The sequence below is a fragment of the Cupriavidus sp. CER-90 genome (assembly GCF_057652055.1).
Genome location: NZ_JBYGYM010000002.1, coordinates 2,113,087 through 2,127,781, shown reverse-complemented (window position 1 = coordinate 2,127,781; position 14,695 = coordinate 2,113,087). Strand labels below are relative to the sequence as shown.

General features: G+C 69.2%; 16 protein-coding genes. 8 read left to right on the top strand and 8 right to left on the bottom strand.

Annotation, left to right across the window (positions count from 1 at the left end):
* The first annotated feature begins 283 nt into the window (after positions 1-283).
* The 3 genes from AC24R4_RS20420 (at position 284) to panC (ending at position 2,415) form a co-directional block, all read left to right on the top strand.
* Complete coding sequence (locus AC24R4_RS20420) at positions 284-475, top strand: DUF3460 family protein (protein WP_153947417.1); 192 nt, start codon at positions 284-286, stop codon at positions 473-475.
* A gap of 32 nt (positions 476-507) precedes the next feature.
* A complete protein-coding gene (locus tag AC24R4_RS20415) occupies positions 508-1,416 on the top strand; it encodes a segregation and condensation protein A (RefSeq protein ID WP_066731933.1) in 909 nt (302 codons plus the stop codon).
* Positions 1,417-1,572: 156 nt separating this feature from the next.
* Complete coding sequence (panC, locus tag AC24R4_RS20410; protein WP_400394662.1) at positions 1,573-2,415, top strand: pantoate--beta-alanine ligase; 843 nt, start codon at positions 1,573-1,575, stop codon at positions 2,413-2,415.
* Between the two features lie 82 nt (positions 2,416-2,497).
* Here panC and AC24R4_RS20405 read toward each other — a convergent pair whose 3' ends face one another.
* Complete coding sequence (locus AC24R4_RS20405) at positions 2,498-3,685, bottom strand: PepSY-associated TM helix domain-containing protein (protein WP_400394664.1); 1,188 nt, start codon at positions 3,683-3,685, stop codon at positions 2,498-2,500.
* Positions 3,686-3,863: 178 nt separating this feature from the next.
* Between AC24R4_RS20405 and AC24R4_RS20400 the strand changes: the two genes are divergently transcribed.
* Positions 3,864-4,418 carry an N-acetyltransferase family protein gene (locus tag AC24R4_RS20400; protein WP_487523517.1) on the top strand — a complete coding sequence of 185 codons (555 nt, stop codon included), beginning with the start codon at positions 3,864-3,866 and terminating at the stop codon, positions 4,416-4,418.
* Here AC24R4_RS20400 and AC24R4_RS20395 read toward each other — a convergent pair.
* Positions 4,393-5,910, bottom strand: a complete 1,518-nt coding sequence (locus tag AC24R4_RS20395) for a cobyric acid synthase (protein ID WP_487523516.1) — start codon at positions 5,908-5,910, stop codon at positions 4,393-4,395. The genes AC24R4_RS20400 and AC24R4_RS20395 overlap by 26 nt on opposite strands.
* Before the next feature lie 170 nt (positions 5,911-6,080).
* Between AC24R4_RS20395 and cobU the strand changes: the two genes are divergently transcribed.
* The 4 genes from cobU to AC24R4_RS20375 are packed head-to-tail and all read left to right on the top strand — an operon-like array spanning position 6,081 to position 9,767.
* Positions 6,081-6,821 (top strand): bifunctional adenosylcobinamide kinase/adenosylcobinamide-phosphate guanylyltransferase, encoded by a 741-nt coding sequence (gene cobU / locus AC24R4_RS20390; RefSeq protein WP_400395465.1) that lies wholly within the window; start codon positions 6,081-6,083, stop codon positions 6,819-6,821.
* Entirely contained in the window at positions 6,818-7,795 is a 978-nt protein-coding gene (cbiB, locus tag AC24R4_RS20385; RefSeq protein ID WP_400395467.1) for an adenosylcobinamide-phosphate synthase CbiB, read from the top strand. The genes cobU and cbiB overlap by 4 nt, the downstream gene beginning before the upstream one ends.
* Positions 7,792-8,874, top strand: a complete 1,083-nt coding sequence (gene cobD, locus AC24R4_RS20380) for a threonine-phosphate decarboxylase CobD (RefSeq protein ID WP_487523515.1) — start codon at positions 7,792-7,794, stop codon at positions 8,872-8,874. The genes cbiB and cobD overlap by 4 nt, the downstream gene beginning before the upstream one ends.
* Positions 8,871-9,767, top strand: coding sequence for a cobalamin-binding protein (locus AC24R4_RS20375; RefSeq protein WP_487523514.1), 897 nt, complete (start codon positions 8,871-8,873; stop codon positions 9,765-9,767). The genes cobD and AC24R4_RS20375 overlap by 4 nt, the downstream gene beginning before the upstream one ends.
* Here the strand turns inward: AC24R4_RS20375 and cobC are convergent.
* From cobC to AC24R4_RS20345, 6 genes are all read right to left on the bottom strand, one after another.
* Positions 9,764-10,345 carry an alpha-ribazole phosphatase family protein gene (gene cobC, locus AC24R4_RS20370; RefSeq protein ID WP_400393525.1) on the bottom strand — a complete coding sequence of 194 codons (582 nt, stop codon included), beginning with the start codon at positions 10,343-10,345 and terminating at the stop codon, positions 9,764-9,766. The two genes, AC24R4_RS20375 and cobC, sit on opposite strands and share 4 nt — an antisense overlap.
* Positions 10,330-11,106 carry an adenosylcobinamide-GDP ribazoletransferase gene (locus AC24R4_RS20365; protein WP_400393527.1) on the bottom strand — a complete coding sequence of 259 codons (777 nt, stop codon included), beginning with the start codon at positions 11,104-11,106 and terminating at the stop codon, positions 10,330-10,332. The genes cobC and AC24R4_RS20365 overlap by 16 nt, the downstream gene beginning before the upstream one ends.
* A gap of 14 nt (positions 11,107-11,120) precedes the next feature.
* Complete coding sequence (gene cobT / locus AC24R4_RS20360) at positions 11,121-12,185, bottom strand: nicotinate-nucleotide--dimethylbenzimidazole phosphoribosyltransferase (RefSeq protein WP_400393529.1); 1,065 nt, start codon at positions 12,183-12,185, stop codon at positions 11,121-11,123.
* 67 nt (positions 12,186-12,252) lie between these two features.
* On the bottom strand, positions 12,253-12,885 hold the full coding sequence (gene cobO / locus AC24R4_RS20355) for a cob(I)yrinic acid a,c-diamide adenosyltransferase (protein ID WP_400393531.1): 633 nt from the start codon (positions 12,883-12,885) through the stop codon (positions 12,253-12,255).
* Positions 12,882-13,691 (bottom strand): ABC transporter ATP-binding protein, encoded by an 810-nt coding sequence (locus AC24R4_RS20350; RefSeq protein ID WP_400393532.1) that lies wholly within the window; start codon positions 13,689-13,691, stop codon positions 12,882-12,884. The genes cobO and AC24R4_RS20350 overlap by 4 nt, the downstream gene beginning before the upstream one ends.
* Complete coding sequence (locus AC24R4_RS20345; RefSeq protein WP_400393533.1) at positions 13,688-14,695, bottom strand: FecCD family ABC transporter permease; 1,008 nt, start codon at positions 14,693-14,695, stop codon at positions 13,688-13,690. The genes AC24R4_RS20350 and AC24R4_RS20345 overlap by 4 nt, the downstream gene beginning before the upstream one ends.

The following is a 14,695-nucleotide window of genomic DNA, read 5'->3' as shown; positions in this document are numbered from 1 at the left end:
GTGGCGACGTGGGTGGCGACTATACGCGAGAGCCGGCCGGCACCGCCGGAGGTGCCTGGCGCCTTGGCTGGGGCGGGCTGTGCGGCCAAGCGGCCCAAAGCAATCGTCATCCGTCCTGGTGGCTCCCGAATCAAGTCGCTATTTGACCACACCACCGGCGCCGCAAGGCCATCCCGACGCCAAAATTCGGGTTTCCGGGGTCCGCACCGGCAGCCGGGCTTGCCGATACGGTAAAATCTTGCCCCGTCATCCCCAACCCCGCCCAAAGGGCACAGGTTTCATCATGGCCATGTACGAATCGGATATCACCCAGTTCCTGAAGACGCTCAAGCAGGAGCGCCCGTCGCTGGAAGCGGAGCAGCGCGAAGGCCGCGGCCTGCTGTGGGACAAGGCCCCGATCGACCTCGAGGAACGCGCCCAGGCCAACGCCTCGCGCGTGGCGCAGAAGCCGTACGTCTACTCGTCCGACAACTGATCGGCCATCCGGCCACGCCGACGACCATCCCGATGCATCCGAGCGATCCGCTGGACCCCGGCGCGCAGGAAAAACTGACGCTGCCCGTCGAGCTGCCCAGCGTGGCGCAGCCTGTCGGCGCCAGCGCCAATCCGGCCGACATGGTCGACGGGATGGCCTTCGCCCGCCTCTACGGCGAGCCGCTGTTCAAGCTGCCCCAGGATCTGTACATCCCGCCCGATGCGCTGGAAGTGTTCCTGGAAGCCTTCGAAGGCCCGCTTGACCTGCTGCTGTACCTGATCCGCAAGCAGAACTTCAACGTCCTGGACATCCCGATGGCCCAGGTGACGCGTCAGTATCTTTCGTACGTCGACCAGATTCGCCAGACCAATCTGGAACTGGCGGCCGAGTACCTGCTGATGGCGGCGATGCTGATCGAGATCAAGTCGCGCATGCTGCTGCCGGTCAAGAAGGCCGACAGCGACGAGGAAGCCGAGGACCCGCGTGCCGAACTGGTGCGCCGCCTGCTCGAATACGAGCAGATGAAGCTGGCCGCCCAGCGCCTGGACACCGTGCCGCAGCTGGGCCGCGATTTCCTGCGCTCGCAGGTCTATATCGAACAGAGCCTGGTGCAGCGTTTCCCCGATGTGGAAACGGTGGACCTGCAGTCGGCCTGGGCCGACGTGCTCAAGCGCGCCAAACTGAACCAGCACCACAAGATCTCGCGCGAGGAACTGTCCGTGCGCGAGCATATGAGCCAGATCCTGCGCCGCCTGCAGCACGCCCGCTTCATGGAATTCAGCGAGCTGTTCGAGGACGCGATCCGCTCCGGCAAGGGGGTGCCCGTGGTGGTGGTGAACTTCATCGCCATGCTCGAACTGTCGCGCGAGGCGCTGGTCGAGATCACCCAGGCCGAGCCATTCGCACCCATTTATGTGCGATTGGCGTACACGCCAGCCTGATCCTTCCACCCCGCGGAACAATTCCCCGCCAGCGCCGGGCCCGAACCGGCGTGGATGCTCTACAATCCGCCGACAGCCGGCCAATGCAATCCCAGAGAGCCGGCACGCCAGCTGCCACGCAGCGGCACGCTCCAACCACGACGGCACACCACATTCATGAAAGTCATTCCTTCCATCCAGGAATTGCGGGACCAGTTGCGCGGCCAGAACCGCGTGGCGTTCGTTCCCACCATGGGCAACCTGCATGAAGGCCACCTGTCGCTGATGCGCCTGGCCCGCCAGCATGGCGACCCCGTGGTGGCGTCGATCTTCGTCAACCGCCTGCAGTTCGGCCCCAACGAGGATTTCGACAAGTACCCCCGCACGCTGCAGGACGACGTGGAAAAGCTGCAGAGCGAAGGGGTGTACGTGCTGTTCGCGCCGACCGAGGCCGACATGTACCCGGTGCCGCAGGAATACCGCGTGGAACCGCCGCACGACCTGGGCGACATCCTCGAAGGCGAATTCCGTCCCGGGTTCTTCAAGGGCGTCTGCACCGTGGTGATGAAGCTGTTCTGCTGCGTGCAGCCGCGCGTGGCCGTGTTCGGCAAGAAGGACTACCAGCAGTTGATGATCGTGCGGCGCATGGCGCAGCAGTTCGCGCTGCCCGTGGACATCATCCCGGCCGAAACCGTGCGGGACGAAGACGGCCTGGCGCTGTCGTCGCGCAACCGCTATCTCGGCGAAGCCGAGCGCAAGGAAGCGCCGGTCCTGTACAAGACGCTGCACGAGGTGCGCGACACCGTGCTGGGCAACGGCCACGTCGATCTGCTGGCCGTGGAGGCCGACGCGCTGGGCCGGCTGCAGGCACGCGGCTGGAAGCCCGACTATGTGTCGATCCGCAAGCGCAGCAACCTGCAGGCCCCGACGCGCGAGGAATTCGCCGCCGGCGAACCGCTCGTGGTGCTGACCGCCGCCAAGCTGGGGAATACGCGGTTGATCGACAACCTCGAAATCTAAGTCATCTAAGTCGCGTCCCGACAGTTTGCTCCCCTCTCCCGCCCAGCGGGAGAGGGGAGAAAACCTCTCCCGCCTCACAGGCTCAGGCCCGCTTCAGCCGCGCCTTTTCCCGCTCCAGATGGCGCTTGTGGCCGCTGCGGCGTTTCCACCAGATCAGCACGCCGGTCACGGCGAACGCCAGCGGCATCAGGCCGAATGCGGTGATGAACGCGCGGCCGTAGGTGCCGAACGCCTCGCCGGTATGCAGCGGGAACAGCCACAGGATAAATGCGTCGCCGGACCGGGCATCGCGCGGATCGCGCGCGCCGAGCGGCCGGCCGGTATAGGCATCGAGCCAGAGCCGCGTGGCGCCGCTGTCTTCCTGCAGTTCGCCCTCCTGGCGCAGTCGCACCTCGTAGGCATCGCCCGGCTTGCGCGGCAGGCTGATACGCGTGACCTGCGCCCCCGGAAACTGCTGCTGCGCCGCCGTCATGGCCTGGGCCGGGGTGATGGCGTGGGCGCCGGCCGGCGGCGTATCGGACTGGTGCTTCACCTGCGGGCTCACGGTCATGACCGTGCTGATGATCGGCGTCACCCACTTCGGCAGGTTCAGATACCAGCCCGAAAACGCGATGGTGGCCAGCACCGGCGCCGCAAAGATGCCGCCCGCGCGGTGGAAGGTATAGACAAAGCGCGACCACGAACCGCCGTGCGCGATCCGCACCGACTGCTTCAACGCCCGTAGCTTCATCTTGGGCCACCACAGCACCACGCCCATTAGCACCGTGAAGCACAGCACCATCCCGGTCACGCCGACGATGGTCTTGCCCGTGTCGCCGGACAGCAGGTAGCGATGCAGGTGAAACAGCGTCGGCATGATCTGCTGGCGCGACAGCCCCGGCACGCCAAACAGTCGCTCGCCCTTCACGGCCAGCGTGACGGGGTCGATCATGACCTGCCGCGAGCGGCCCGGCATCGCCTCCGGCCCCTTGATCGGGTAGTAGGCGATGAACACGTCGTGTTCGTCGACTGGCAGCATCAGCAGGTTGGGCTTGCCATACTTGGGATCGGCCATCAGCCTGGCCGTGACCGATTCCACGGTGGCGGCGCCCACCGGAATGCGCGTGGCCGACACCCCTTGCAGCAAGTCTGGATTGAGCCACTTGTCGATGTCGTCGCGCCATGAAATCAGCGTGCCGGTCAGGCCCATCATGACGAACAGCAGGCCGAAGACCAGCCCGATATAGCGGTGCAGCTTGACGAAGACGGTACGCAGACGACCGGAGACCATGGGAGTCTTTCTTGTTTAATGCGGCGCTTTACGCACATTTTGTAAGCTTTCGCAATCTATCTGTGCGGCACCGCCCAAATGCAAATGCGAAGAATTCGCGATTCTAGCAGCGTGCCGTTAAGATCGTGGGCGCGCCATCGCCTTGCGCCCCATCCGGTCCGCCCCGCCCTGCCCCGCCATGCCCCTGATCGAACTGGTTCCCGCCACCCCGGCCGACGCCGATCTGTTAGCCGCCATGCACGCCGAAAGCTGGCGCGATGCCTATGGCGGGCTGATTCCCGCCGATTACCTCGAAACCTATGCGCCGGCCGAACGGCTGGCCACCTGGCGCGCCCGGATGCTCGAAGGCGCCGAGGCCCCGCTGGAAGCTACCATCCTGCGTGTGAACGGCCAGCCAGCCGGATTCTCGTGCCTGATGCCGCTGGCCGAACCCGGCTATGGAATCTATCTGGACAACCTCCATGTGATGAAAGCGTTTCACGGGCGCGGCTATGGCAGAACGCTGATGGCCCACTGCGCCGCGCGTGTGGCCAGCCAGTGGCCCGGCAAGCCGTTGTTTCTTTATGTGCTCGACGGCAACACGCAGGCGCGCGCGTTCTACCGGCACCTGGGCGGCGTGGAATCGGAGGCCTTCAACGACCCGTTCCCGGGCACCGACCTCATGGTGGCCATCCGCCGCGTCAGCTGGGACGACGTGGACGCGCTGGTCAGCCGGCTTGCGCCGGGGCCGTAGCCACCAGCGGCCCGAACATCGCGCGCAGGTCGAGGTGCGCGGCCATGCTGTCGGCCAGCCGGTCGATCGACGCCTCGCGCAGTGCATCCAGTTGAATGCCCTCGGCCCGCGCCAGACCGGCCCAGCGCAGCAGCGCGCCGCAGGCGTCCGGATGGTCGAACAGGCCGTGGACATAGGTGGCCATCACCTGGTTGTCATCCGATACGGCGCCATCGGGCCTGCGATTGCCGCCCGCACCTCCCGCACCACCCGCATCATCCGAACCGTCCGCCGCGTCCAGCCACAGCGCCGGGCGCGCCAGTGCCGGGCCCTCCGTGATGCCCAGATGGATCTCGTACCCCTCCACCGCTGCCCCGCCAGTTGCCGCCTCGAGCCGACCGGCGACGCGCCGCAACTGCTTCTCGGGCGCCAGTGTGGTGTCGAAGTCGAGCAGGCCCAGCCCGTCGCTGGTGCCGGCCGGGCCTTCGCGGCCGTCGGGGTCGTGGATCAGCCGCCCCAGCATCTGCATGCCGCCGCAGATGCCCATCAGCTTGCCCCCGTAGCGCAGGTGCCGCAGCAGCGCCGGCTGCCAGCCGTTGGCGCGCAGGAAGGCCAGGTCGGCGCGCACGCTCTTGCTGCCCGGCAGGATCACCAGGTCTGCCGGCGGAATCGGCATGCCCGGGCCGATGAACTGCAGGTCCACGTTCGGGTGCGCCCGCAGCGCGTCGAAATCGGTATGGTTCGAGATGCGCGGCAGCACCGGCACGATCACGCGCAACACATCGCCATCGCGGCTGGGCACCTGCGCGCTGGCGATGGCGTCCTCCGCATCGAGATGCAGCCCGTGCAGGTACGGCAGCACACCAAATACGGGTTTGCCGGTGCGGGCCACAAGCCAGTCCAGGCCCGGCTGCAGCAGCGCGATATCGCCGCGAAAGCGGTTGATGATGAAGCCCTTGATGCGCGCCCGTTCGGATTCGGACAGGCAATCGAGCGTGCCCACCAAATGGGCGAACACGCCGCCGCGGTCGATATCGGCCACCAGCACCACCGGGCAGTCCACGCGCTCGGCAAAGCCCATGTTGGCGATGTCGCGGTCACGCAGATTCACTTCGGCGGGGCTGCCCGCGCCTTCCACCAGCACCACGCCGTACGCCTGGGTCAGCCGCGCGTGGCTTTCCAGCACGGCGGCCATCGCCTGCGGCTTGTAGGCGTGATAGGCCTTGGCGTCGAGATCCATGCGCGCGCGACCGTGGATGATGACTTGCGCGCCAATGTCGCTGCTGGGCTTGAGCAGCACCGGATTCATGTCGGTATGGGGCTGCAGGCCGGCCGCCTGCGCCTGCAGCGCCTGGGCGCGCCCGATTTCGCCACCATCGACGGTGACCGCGCTGTTCAGCGCCATGTTCTGGGGCTTGAACGGGGCCACGGCCACCCCGGCGCGCGCCAGGATGCGGCACAGGCCGGCCACGACGGTACTTTTGCCCGCGTCGGACGTGGTGCCCTGAACCATCAGGGTGCCGCGCAAGGCACGCGGCGCAAACGGAAAGGGATTGGCAGACGGATCGTTTCGCATCGCGCGATTATGGCAGCAGCGGCCCGCCATCCGCACAGCGCCTTCGGCCGGAAAACTCTGCAGATTCAGGCATGCGGCCGGGGGATGCGACGGCTACAATACGCCGGATGAAGACCCAAGCCCCGCCCCAGGCGCTCAATCTCTCGGCCATTTCCGAACCGGCTTCGGCAGGCGCGGTCACGGACGCCAATCCGGTGACCGAGGCGGAACCGCAGCCGCAGGCCGGCACCGCCGCGCCGCGGGAACTGACGCTGGTGCTGGGCGGCGCGCGCTCGGGCAAGAGCCATTTCGCCGAGCAGCTCGCCGCCGATCATGCGGCCCTGACGCGCGGCCCGGTCACCTACATCGCCACGGCCCGGCACGACGCCGAAGCGGCCGATCAGGAAATGGAAGTCCGCATCGCGCTGCATCGTGCGCGCCGGCCGGCCGACTGGACGCTGGTGGAAGAGCCGGTGCATCTGGCCGACGCGCTCTACGCGCATGCACGCCACGACGGCTGCATCCTCGTCGATTGCGTGACGCTGTGGCTCAACAACCTTGTCTTCGGCGAGAACCGCGAGTATCCCGAACACGGCGTCATCACGCCGCCGCCCGCCTTTACCGAGGAAATCGACGCGCTGATGACCGCGCTGCCGATGCTGCCCGGCCATGTGATCCTGGTGTCGAATGAAATCGGCTTCGGCGTGGTGCCGATGGGTGCCATCACGCGTTTCTACGTCGACGAACTGGGCCGGCTGAACCAGAAGCTGGCTGCCGCCGCCGATCGCGTGCGGCTGCTGGTCGCCGGCATCCCGGTATCGATCAAGGACCCCGCTCCGTCCCAGGCTCGCGGCACCCACACACGATGATCATGCTGTCCTGGCCTGCCTGCGTGGCGGCCGCCCTTGCCGGCGTGCTGCTGGACCGCTGGCTTGGCGAGCCGCGCCGCTGGCATCCGCTGGTCGGGTTTGGCCGTCTCGCGTCGGCCGTGGCCAACCGTCTCAATCGTCCCGAACGCGGCGCCGCGCGTCAGCGCCTGGCCGGACTGCTCGCATGGGCGCTGGTGGTGCTTGGGCCGGCCGCGCTGGCCGCATGGCTGGTCTCGCTGGCGGCCGATGTGCATCCGATGCTGGCCTGGGCGCTGCACGCCGTCGCGCTCTACTTCGCGCTGGGCGCCTGCAGCCTGACCCAGCACATCGCCCCGATTGCCGACGCCCTGACCCGCAACGACCTGCCCGCCGCGCGCACGCTGACGGCGCGCATCGTGTCGCGCGACACGGCCGATGCCGATGCCGAAGCGCTGGCACGGGCCGCCTGCGAATCGGCGCTGGAAAACGGCAACGATGCCGTCTTCGGCGCGCTGTTCTGGTTCCTCGTCGGCGGCGCGCCAGCCGTGATCGTCTTCCGGCTGGCCAATACGCTTGACGCCATGTGGGGCTATCGCACGCCGCGCTGGGAAATGTTCGGCTGGGCTGCTGCCCGCATCGACGATGGGTTGAACCTGATGCCGGCGCGGCTGACCGCGCTGTCGTACGCGCTGCTGGGCGCCACCGCGCAGGCGATGCGCTGCTGGCGCACGCAGGCACCGGCCTGGTCGAGCCCGAACGCCGGCCCCGTGATGGCGGCCGGTGCCGGCGCGGTGGGCGTGGCGCTGGGCGGTGGCGCGCGCTACCACGGCGAGTGGGAAGAACGCCCGCCGCTGGGCGTGGGCGACGCCCCGCGCGCCGCGCACGTCCACGCCTGCCTGTGGCTCGTGCAGCGCACGCTGTGGCTGTGGCTCGGCGTGGCGATGCTGAGCGTGCCGCTGGTGGCAGGCCTGGTTGCGAAATGGGGAACGGCGTGAGCGACGTGAGCGACGTGAGCGACGTGAGCGGCACCCTGACCCCGATCCGCCATGGCGGCAACCTGCTGGCCGCCGTGCGCCGCTACGGCCGTGCGGCGGAAGACTGGCTCGATCTGTCCACCGGCATCAATCCGGCCGGCTATCCGGTGCCCGCGCTGCCTGCCGACGTCTGGCAGCGGCTACCGCAGGACGACGACGGCCTGGCGGAGATCGCCGCGCAGGCCTATGGCGCGCCGCACGCGCTGCCGGTGGCGGGTTCGCAGGCGGCCATCCGCACGCTGCCCACCTTGCTGCGGCCGGGGCGCGTGGGCATCGCCGCGCTAGGCTACAGCGAATATGCGCCCGCGTTTGCGCTGGCCGGCCACACGGTGGTGCCGCTCGGCGAGCAAGACTTCACCCGCGACGACCTGCCAGCCGGGCTCGATCATCTGGTCGTCGTCAATCCGAACAATCCGACCGCACGGCTGCTCTCCGCCGACCGGCTGCTGCGCTGGCACGGGCAGCTGGACACGCTGATCGTCGACGAGGCGTTCCTCGACAGCGCCACCGCGCCATCGCTGGCCGCGTACACGGGCCAGCCCGGGCTGGTCGTGCTGCGCTCGATCGGCAAGTTCTACGGGCTGGCGGGCATGCGCTGCGGCTTCGTGCTGGCCGAATCCGGCCTGCTCGACGCGCTGTCGCGCCGGCTTGGGCACTGGACCGTCTCCGGGCCGGCCCGCGCCGTGGCTCGGCTGGCGCTGACCGATACCGCGTGGCAGGCCGCCACCCGCACGGCGCTGCATCGACAGGGCCAGCGTCTGGGGATGCTGCTGCGTGACCACGGGCTGACGCCGGTATCGCAGCCGCTGTTCAGCTGGGTGCCCGATGCCCGCGCACCCGCCCTGCACGAGGCGCTTGCCCGGCAAGGTGTCTGGACGCGCCTGTTCGACGCCGCCGGCGGCTGCCCGGCCAGCCTGCGTCTGGGCCTGCCGCCCGATGCCGAGGATGCCTGGCAGCGCCTCGACGCGGCGCTGGGCGCGGCACGATCCGACCGGCAAGCCGGCGCCACAGACCCCCCTATCCTCCCCGGATCTCGATGAAGGCCTCCTCGTTCCTGCTCGCCACGGCGCTGCTCGCCAGCCCCTGTGCCCACGCCGCCGTCACCGTCACCGACGACGCCGGCCAGACCGTCACGCTGGCCCAGCCCGCGCGGCGCATCGTCGCGCTGGCCCCACACGTGACCGAACTGATCTATGCGGCCGGCGGTGGCGATCGCATCGTCGGCACGGTCAGCTACAGCGATTACCCGCCGCAGGCGCGCGACATCCCGCGCGTGGGCGACAACAAGGCGCTGGACCTGGAACGCATCGCCGCACTCAAGCCCGACCTGATCGTGGTCTGGCGCCATGGCAACGCCCAGAAGCAGACCGACCGCCTGCGCGCGCTGGGCATGCCGCTCTTCTTCAGCGAGCCGCGCCGCCTGGAATCGATACCGGAAAATCTTGAAAAGCTCGGCACGCTGATGGGGACGGAGGCCGTGGCCAACCGGGCCGCCACCGACTTCCGCCAGCAGGTCACGACGCTGCGCAAGACCTACGCCGATCGCCCGCCGGTGACGGTGTTCTATCAGGTATGGCAGCAGCCGCTGATGACGCTCAATGGCCAGCATCTGGTCAGCGACCTGCTGACGCTATGTGGCGGCCGCAACCTGTTCGCCCGGGAGTCGCCGCTGGTGCCCACGGTGTCGGTGGAGGCCGTGGTGGCCGGTAACCCGGAGGTCATGCTGACGGCCGGCATGGGCGCCACGCGCCCGGACAAGCCGCTGGCGGATTTTTCGATGTGGGAGAAATGGAAGCAGGTCACCGCCGTGGCGCGCAACAACCTGTTCATCCTCGACGGCGACCTGGTCAACCGCGCAGGCCCGCGCGTGGTGCAGGGCGCAGCCGACATCTGCAAGGATCTCGAACTCGCGCGCTCGCGGCGCGGCAACTAGCCGGCCACGCGGTTCCACCACTCCAGCCTCGGCGCGCCATCGCCCAGGCTGAACTTGCAGGTGGCGCCAAACCCGAGCGGCCAGTTCAGCGTCTGCGCCAGTGCCATCCCCAGCCAATGGGCGGCCAGCATGCGCATCGGCCCGGCGTGGGTCACCACCCACAACCGCGTGTCTGATTCGACGTCGAGCGCATCGGCCCACTCGGCCACGCGCGCCGACACCTGCGCCGGGCTTTCGCCGCCGTGCGGGCGGGCGCCCATCAAATCGGCCGCCCACAGATCCAGCGCGTCGCGCGGGATCTCGGCCCAGGGCTGCCCTTCCCACGTGCCGAAATCCATCTCGCGCAGGCGCGGCTCCACATCGGCAGCGCGCAAATCCGGCAGGCAGGCCGCCAGTTGTGCGGCCGTGTCGCGCGCGCGCAGCGCGGGGCTGGTCACGATGCGATGCGGCGATGCCAGACCGGCCACGACCCGCGCCGGGTCGGGTGTGACAGGCATCGTCAGCGCCAGGTCGAGACTGCCGTAGCAGATGCCCGCCGCCACCTCGGGCTGCGCGTGGCGAATTAGTAAAACTTCCATGCCGCGGCGACCAGGTAGATCGACAGCTCGGCAAGCTGTTGGGACATGCCCAGGCAATCGCCGGTATAGCCGCCGATGCGCCGCACGAAATAGGCCCCGAGCGCGGCGCGCAGGCCGGCCAGCACCAGCACGGTCACGATGGCGAACCACGGCGAGACCCACAGCAGCGGCAGCACGCCGCACGCCAGCGCAAAGAGCAGGCTGCGGGTTTCCAGCCGCTGGGCCACCGGCTTGGCCTTGCCTTCGTGGCGCACGTAGTCGTGCGTGGCCAGGAACGTGATGGCCATGGCGCGGCTGGCGCCGTGGCCTGCCACCAGCACCGCCAGCAGCATCGCGCCGCCGTGGGTTTCGCCGACGGACACCAGCAGTTGCCATTTCAGCAGCAGCGCCACCACGATGGCGATGGCACCGAACGCGCCCACGCGGGAGTCATGCATGATCCGCAGCACGTCCTCGGGCCGGTAGCCGCCGCCGAAGGCATCCACGCAGTCGGCCAGCCCATCCTCGTGGAATGCGCCGGTCAGCAGCAGCGTGGCAGCCATGCCCAGCACGATGGCCACCGACGGCGACCAGAGCTGCCACGCAAGGCCCGTCACCACTGCCCCCGCCACGCCCACCAGCAGGCCCACCGCCGGAAAATAGCGGGCGGCGGCGTTCAGGTAGTGCGGCGCGAACCCCACCCACACCGCCAGCCGCTGCGGCATGGGCACGCGCGTGAAGTAGCCCACGGCGGTCAGGAAGAAGCGGAGTTCGTCGGCCATGGCGTCTGCGTGGTCTAGGCCGAAGCGTTGCTGATGCCGGCGCCGCTGAACGTGGCCATCTCGCGCAGGAAGGCGACGGCCGACGCCACCAGCGGCCAGGCCAGCGCGGCGCCGGTGCCTTCGCCCAGACGCAGGTCCAGTGCCAGCAGCGGCTCGGCCTTGAACTCGGCCAGCAGCGCGCGGTGGCCCTGCTCGTGGGAACAGTGCGAGAACACGCAGTACTGCAGCACGTTCGGGTCGATGCGCGCGGCCACCAGCAGCGCCGCCGAGGCGATAAAGCCGTCCACCAGGATCACCATGCGGCTGGCGGCCGCGGCCAGGTAGGCGCCGGTCATCGCCGCGATCTCGAAGCCGCCGAACGTGGCCAGCACGTCCAGCGGATCGGTGGCGTGCGGATGCCGCGCCAGCGCCTGCGCCAGAATCTCGCGCTTGCGCGCCACGCCGGCGTCGTCCAGCCCGGTGCCGCGCCCGGTGCAGGCTTCCAGCGGCAGGCCGGTCAGGCGGCTCATCAGGCAGGCCGCCGCCGACGTATTGGCAATGCCCATCTCGCCAAAGCCGATCACATTGGTGCCCTGCTGCGCGTGGCGCAGCACCCGCGCGATGCCGGTGTCGATCGCCGCACCGGCCTCGGCCGGGGTCATGGCCGGCTGCTCGACGAAATTGCGCGTGCCATTGGCCACGCGGCTGTTGACCAGCCCGGGCGACGCCGGCAGCGGCGCACGCACGCCCACGTCCACCACTTCGAGCACCATGCCATGCTGGCGCGTGAAGACGTTGATGGCGGCCCCGCCGTTCAGGAAATTCAGCACCATCTGCGCGGTGACTTCGGCCGGGAAGGCGCTGACGCCGGCATCGGCCACGCCATGGTCGCCCGCGAACACGATGATGGCGGGCCGGTTCAGGTCGGGTACGGTTTCGCCACGGATCATGCCGATCTGCAGCGCCAGCGATTCCAGCCGGCCCAGCGACCCGGGCGGCTTGGTCTTGTCGTCGATGGCCGCCTGCAGCGCGCCGCGCAGCGATTCGTCCAGCGGCGCGATCGGCGGCAGGGTCAGCGCAAAGTCGGAAATATGGGTCATCAGTCTTCTTTTATTCCTTGAAGAACGCCAGCCAGGCAAAGCCGAAGCGGGGCTGGCCGGCGTTCTCCTACATTTCTACGCCACGTTGGGCCTTGATGCCCTGCTGGAACGCGTGTTTGACGGGCGTCATGTCGGTCACCGTGTCGGCCGCTTCCACCAGTGCGGGCGGCGCGCCCCGGCCCGTGATCACCACATGCTGCATCGCAGGACGCGCGCGCAGATCGGCGATCACGGTCTCGACATCAAGATAGTGCAACTTCAGCGCAATGTTCAGCTCATCGAACAGCACCAGGCCGATCGACGGGTCGCGCAGCATGCGGCGGGCCACCTCCCACGCGGCCTCGGCCTTGGCCACGTCGCGGGCGCGGTCCTGGGTTTCCCAGGTGTAGCCCTCGCCCATCACATGGAATTCGCATTGGTCCGGAAAGCGCCGCAGGAACATTTCCTCGCCGCTCGGGATGGCACCCTTGATGAACTGGACCACGCCCGTGCGCATGCCATGCCCCATCGCGCGCACCACCATGCCGAAGCCCGAGCTGGACTTGCCCTTGCCGTTGCCGGTGGTGATGACGATCACACCGCGCTCGGTCTGGGCGGCGGCAATCCTGGCATCGACCACCTCCTTCTTGCGGACCATGCGGTTCTTGTGGCGCGCGTCGCGGCCGTCGTCGCTCGGGCTCGGGTGTTCGGTATCGCTCATGGTGTCTTTCCGTCGGGGATCAGCGCGGTATGGATGCCGTCGCTGATGCTGATAATGGGGGTGCGCAGTGCGTGCGAGCACCGCGCGGGCGTCAGGACCTCGTGCGCCGGGCCGTGCAGCGCGACGCCGTCTTCGGCCATCAGCAGCGCATGGGTGGCGTGCCGGCGCGCGAGCGTCAGGTCATGCAGGATCACCACGGCGGCGTGGCGGCCGGCATGGGTCAGGCGGCGCAGCAGGTCGAGCACCAGGATCTGGTGGCGCAGGTCGAGGTGCGAGACCGGTTCGTCCAGCATCAGCAGCGGCGCCTGCTGGGCCAGCACCGCGGCCAGCGACACGCGCTGGCGCTCGCCGCCGGACAGGGTCAGCACATCGCGCGCGGCCAGGGCGTCGAGATCGCACTGGGCCATCACATCGCGCACCACGCGGTCGTCGTCGCGCTTGCCCCAGCCCCAGCCGCTCATGTGCGGATGACGGCCGATGCGCACCGCATCTTCCACCACCATCGAGAACGTGTCATGTATGGCCTGCGGCAGATAGGCGCGCTGGCGGGCCAGCGTGGCCGGCGCCACCTGCGTGGCGGCCACGCTGTCGATTTCCACGGCCCCGCCATCGGGCGCGCGCAAGCCGGCCAGCACGCCCATCAGCGTGGATTTGCCCACGCCGTTGGGGCCCACGACGCACCAGAGCTGGCCTGCCTGGATGGACAGCGACAGGCCATCGACCAGCACCCGCTGGCCCGCGCGCAGGCGCACGTCGCGCAGCGACAACACGGGACACGGGGCCAGCGGCTCGGACCATGCGTTCATCGCGGCCTCCGCAGCAGCAGGTAAAGGAAGGTGGGCACGCCCAGCAGCGCGGTGATGACCCCCACCGGCAACTGCGCCGGCGCGATCACCGTGCGGGCGATCAGATCGGCCGCCATCAGCAGCGTGCCGCCCAGCAGCACCGACGCGGGCAGCAGCTGGCGCTGGTCGTTGCCCCACGCCAGGCGCACCATGTGCGGCACCACCAGTCCGACAAAGCCGATGGACCCGGCCGTGGTGATGGCCGCGGCGATGGCAAACGAGGCGATCAGGAACGTGGCCAGCCTGACGCGACCCACGCGTACGCCCAGCGACTGCGCCACGGTCTCGCCAAGCAGCATCACGTTCAGCGCACGCGCCATCGGCATCGCCAGCCCCAGCGCCACGACCAGCGTGGCCAGCGCCCAGCCGTAGCTGGCCGTGCCGCCCAGGTCGCCGGTCAGCCAGAACAGCATGCCGCGCAGCCGCGATTCCGGTGCGATGGCCAGGATCAGCGTGATCAGCGCGCTCCAGCCGGCCGCCAAAATCACGCCGGTCAGCAGCAGCCGCGCGCCGGCCTCGTGGTGGCCGCCCTGGACTTGCGGATGCAGCAGGTCGCGCCGCGCCAGCGTGGCCACCAGCAGCATCGAACAGAGCGCGCCGCCCGCCGCGCCGGACTGGACGGCCCACAGCGGCAGCGACAGCAGCATCGCCAGCAGCGCGCCCGTGGACGCGCCGCCGGACACGCCCAGCACATAGGGCTCGGCCAGCGGATTGCGCAGCAGCACCTGCATCAGCGCGCCGGACAGCGCCAGCAGGCCGCCGCAGGCAAACGCCGCCGCCGCGCGCGGCAGCCGCAGTTCACGCACGATGGCGCCGGCCGTGCCGGTATCGGCGCCGGTCAGCGCCTGCCAAACCTGCGCGATGTCCAGCGCGACGCTGCCGGCCGCCAGCGACAGCGCGAACACCGCCACCCCGGCCAAGGCCAGGGCGGTCCAGACGGTCAGCGCGCGGCGCAGTTCGGTCAT

Excerpts from the sequence above, each read along its gene's own strand:
- AC24R4_RS20420 (WP_153947417.1), top strand. The coding sequence starts at position 284 with ATGGCCATGTACGAATCGGATATCACCCAGTTCCTGAAGACGCTCAAG.
- AC24R4_RS20415 (WP_066731933.1), top strand. The coding sequence starts at position 508 with ATGCATCCGAGCGATCCGCTGGACCCCGGCGCGCAGGAAAAACTGACG.
- panC (WP_400394662.1), top strand. The coding sequence starts at position 1,573 with ATGAAAGTCATTCCTTCCATCCAGGAATTGCGGGACCAGTTGCGCGGC.
- AC24R4_RS20405 (WP_400394664.1), bottom strand. The coding sequence starts at position 3,685 with ATGGTCTCCGGTCGTCTGCGTACCGTCTTCGTCAAGCTGCACCGCTAT.
- AC24R4_RS20400 (WP_487523517.1), top strand. The coding sequence starts at position 3,864 with ATGCCCCTGATCGAACTGGTTCCCGCCACCCCGGCCGACGCCGATCTG.
- AC24R4_RS20395 (WP_487523516.1), bottom strand. The coding sequence starts at position 5,910 with ATGGTTCAGGGCACCACGTCCGACGCGGGCAAAAGTACCGTCGTGGCC.
- cobU (WP_400395465.1), top strand. The coding sequence starts at position 6,081 with ATGAAGACCCAAGCCCCGCCCCAGGCGCTCAATCTCTCGGCCATTTCC.
- cbiB (WP_400395467.1), top strand. The coding sequence starts at position 6,818 with ATGATCATGCTGTCCTGGCCTGCCTGCGTGGCGGCCGCCCTTGCCGGC.
- AC24R4_RS20375 (WP_487523514.1), top strand. The coding sequence starts at position 8,871 with ATGAAGGCCTCCTCGTTCCTGCTCGCCACGGCGCTGCTCGCCAGCCCC.
- cobC (WP_400393525.1), bottom strand. The coding sequence starts at position 10,345 with ATGGAAGTTTTACTAATTCGCCACGCGCAGCCCGAGGTGGCGGCGGGC.
- AC24R4_RS20365 (WP_400393527.1), bottom strand. The coding sequence starts at position 11,106 with ATGGCCGACGAACTCCGCTTCTTCCTGACCGCCGTGGGCTACTTCACG.
- cobT (WP_400393529.1), bottom strand. The coding sequence starts at position 12,185 with ATGACCCATATTTCCGACTTTGCGCTGACCCTGCCGCCGATCGCGCCG.
- cobO (WP_400393531.1), bottom strand. The coding sequence starts at position 12,885 with ATGAGCGATACCGAACACCCGAGCCCGAGCGACGACGGCCGCGACGCG.
- AC24R4_RS20350 (WP_400393532.1), bottom strand. The coding sequence starts at position 13,691 with ATGAACGCATGGTCCGAGCCGCTGGCCCCGTGTCCCGTGTTGTCGCTG.
- AC24R4_RS20345 (WP_400393533.1), bottom strand. The coding sequence starts at position 14,695 with ATGACCGAACTGCGCCGCGCGCTGACCGTCTGGACCGCCCTGGCCTTG.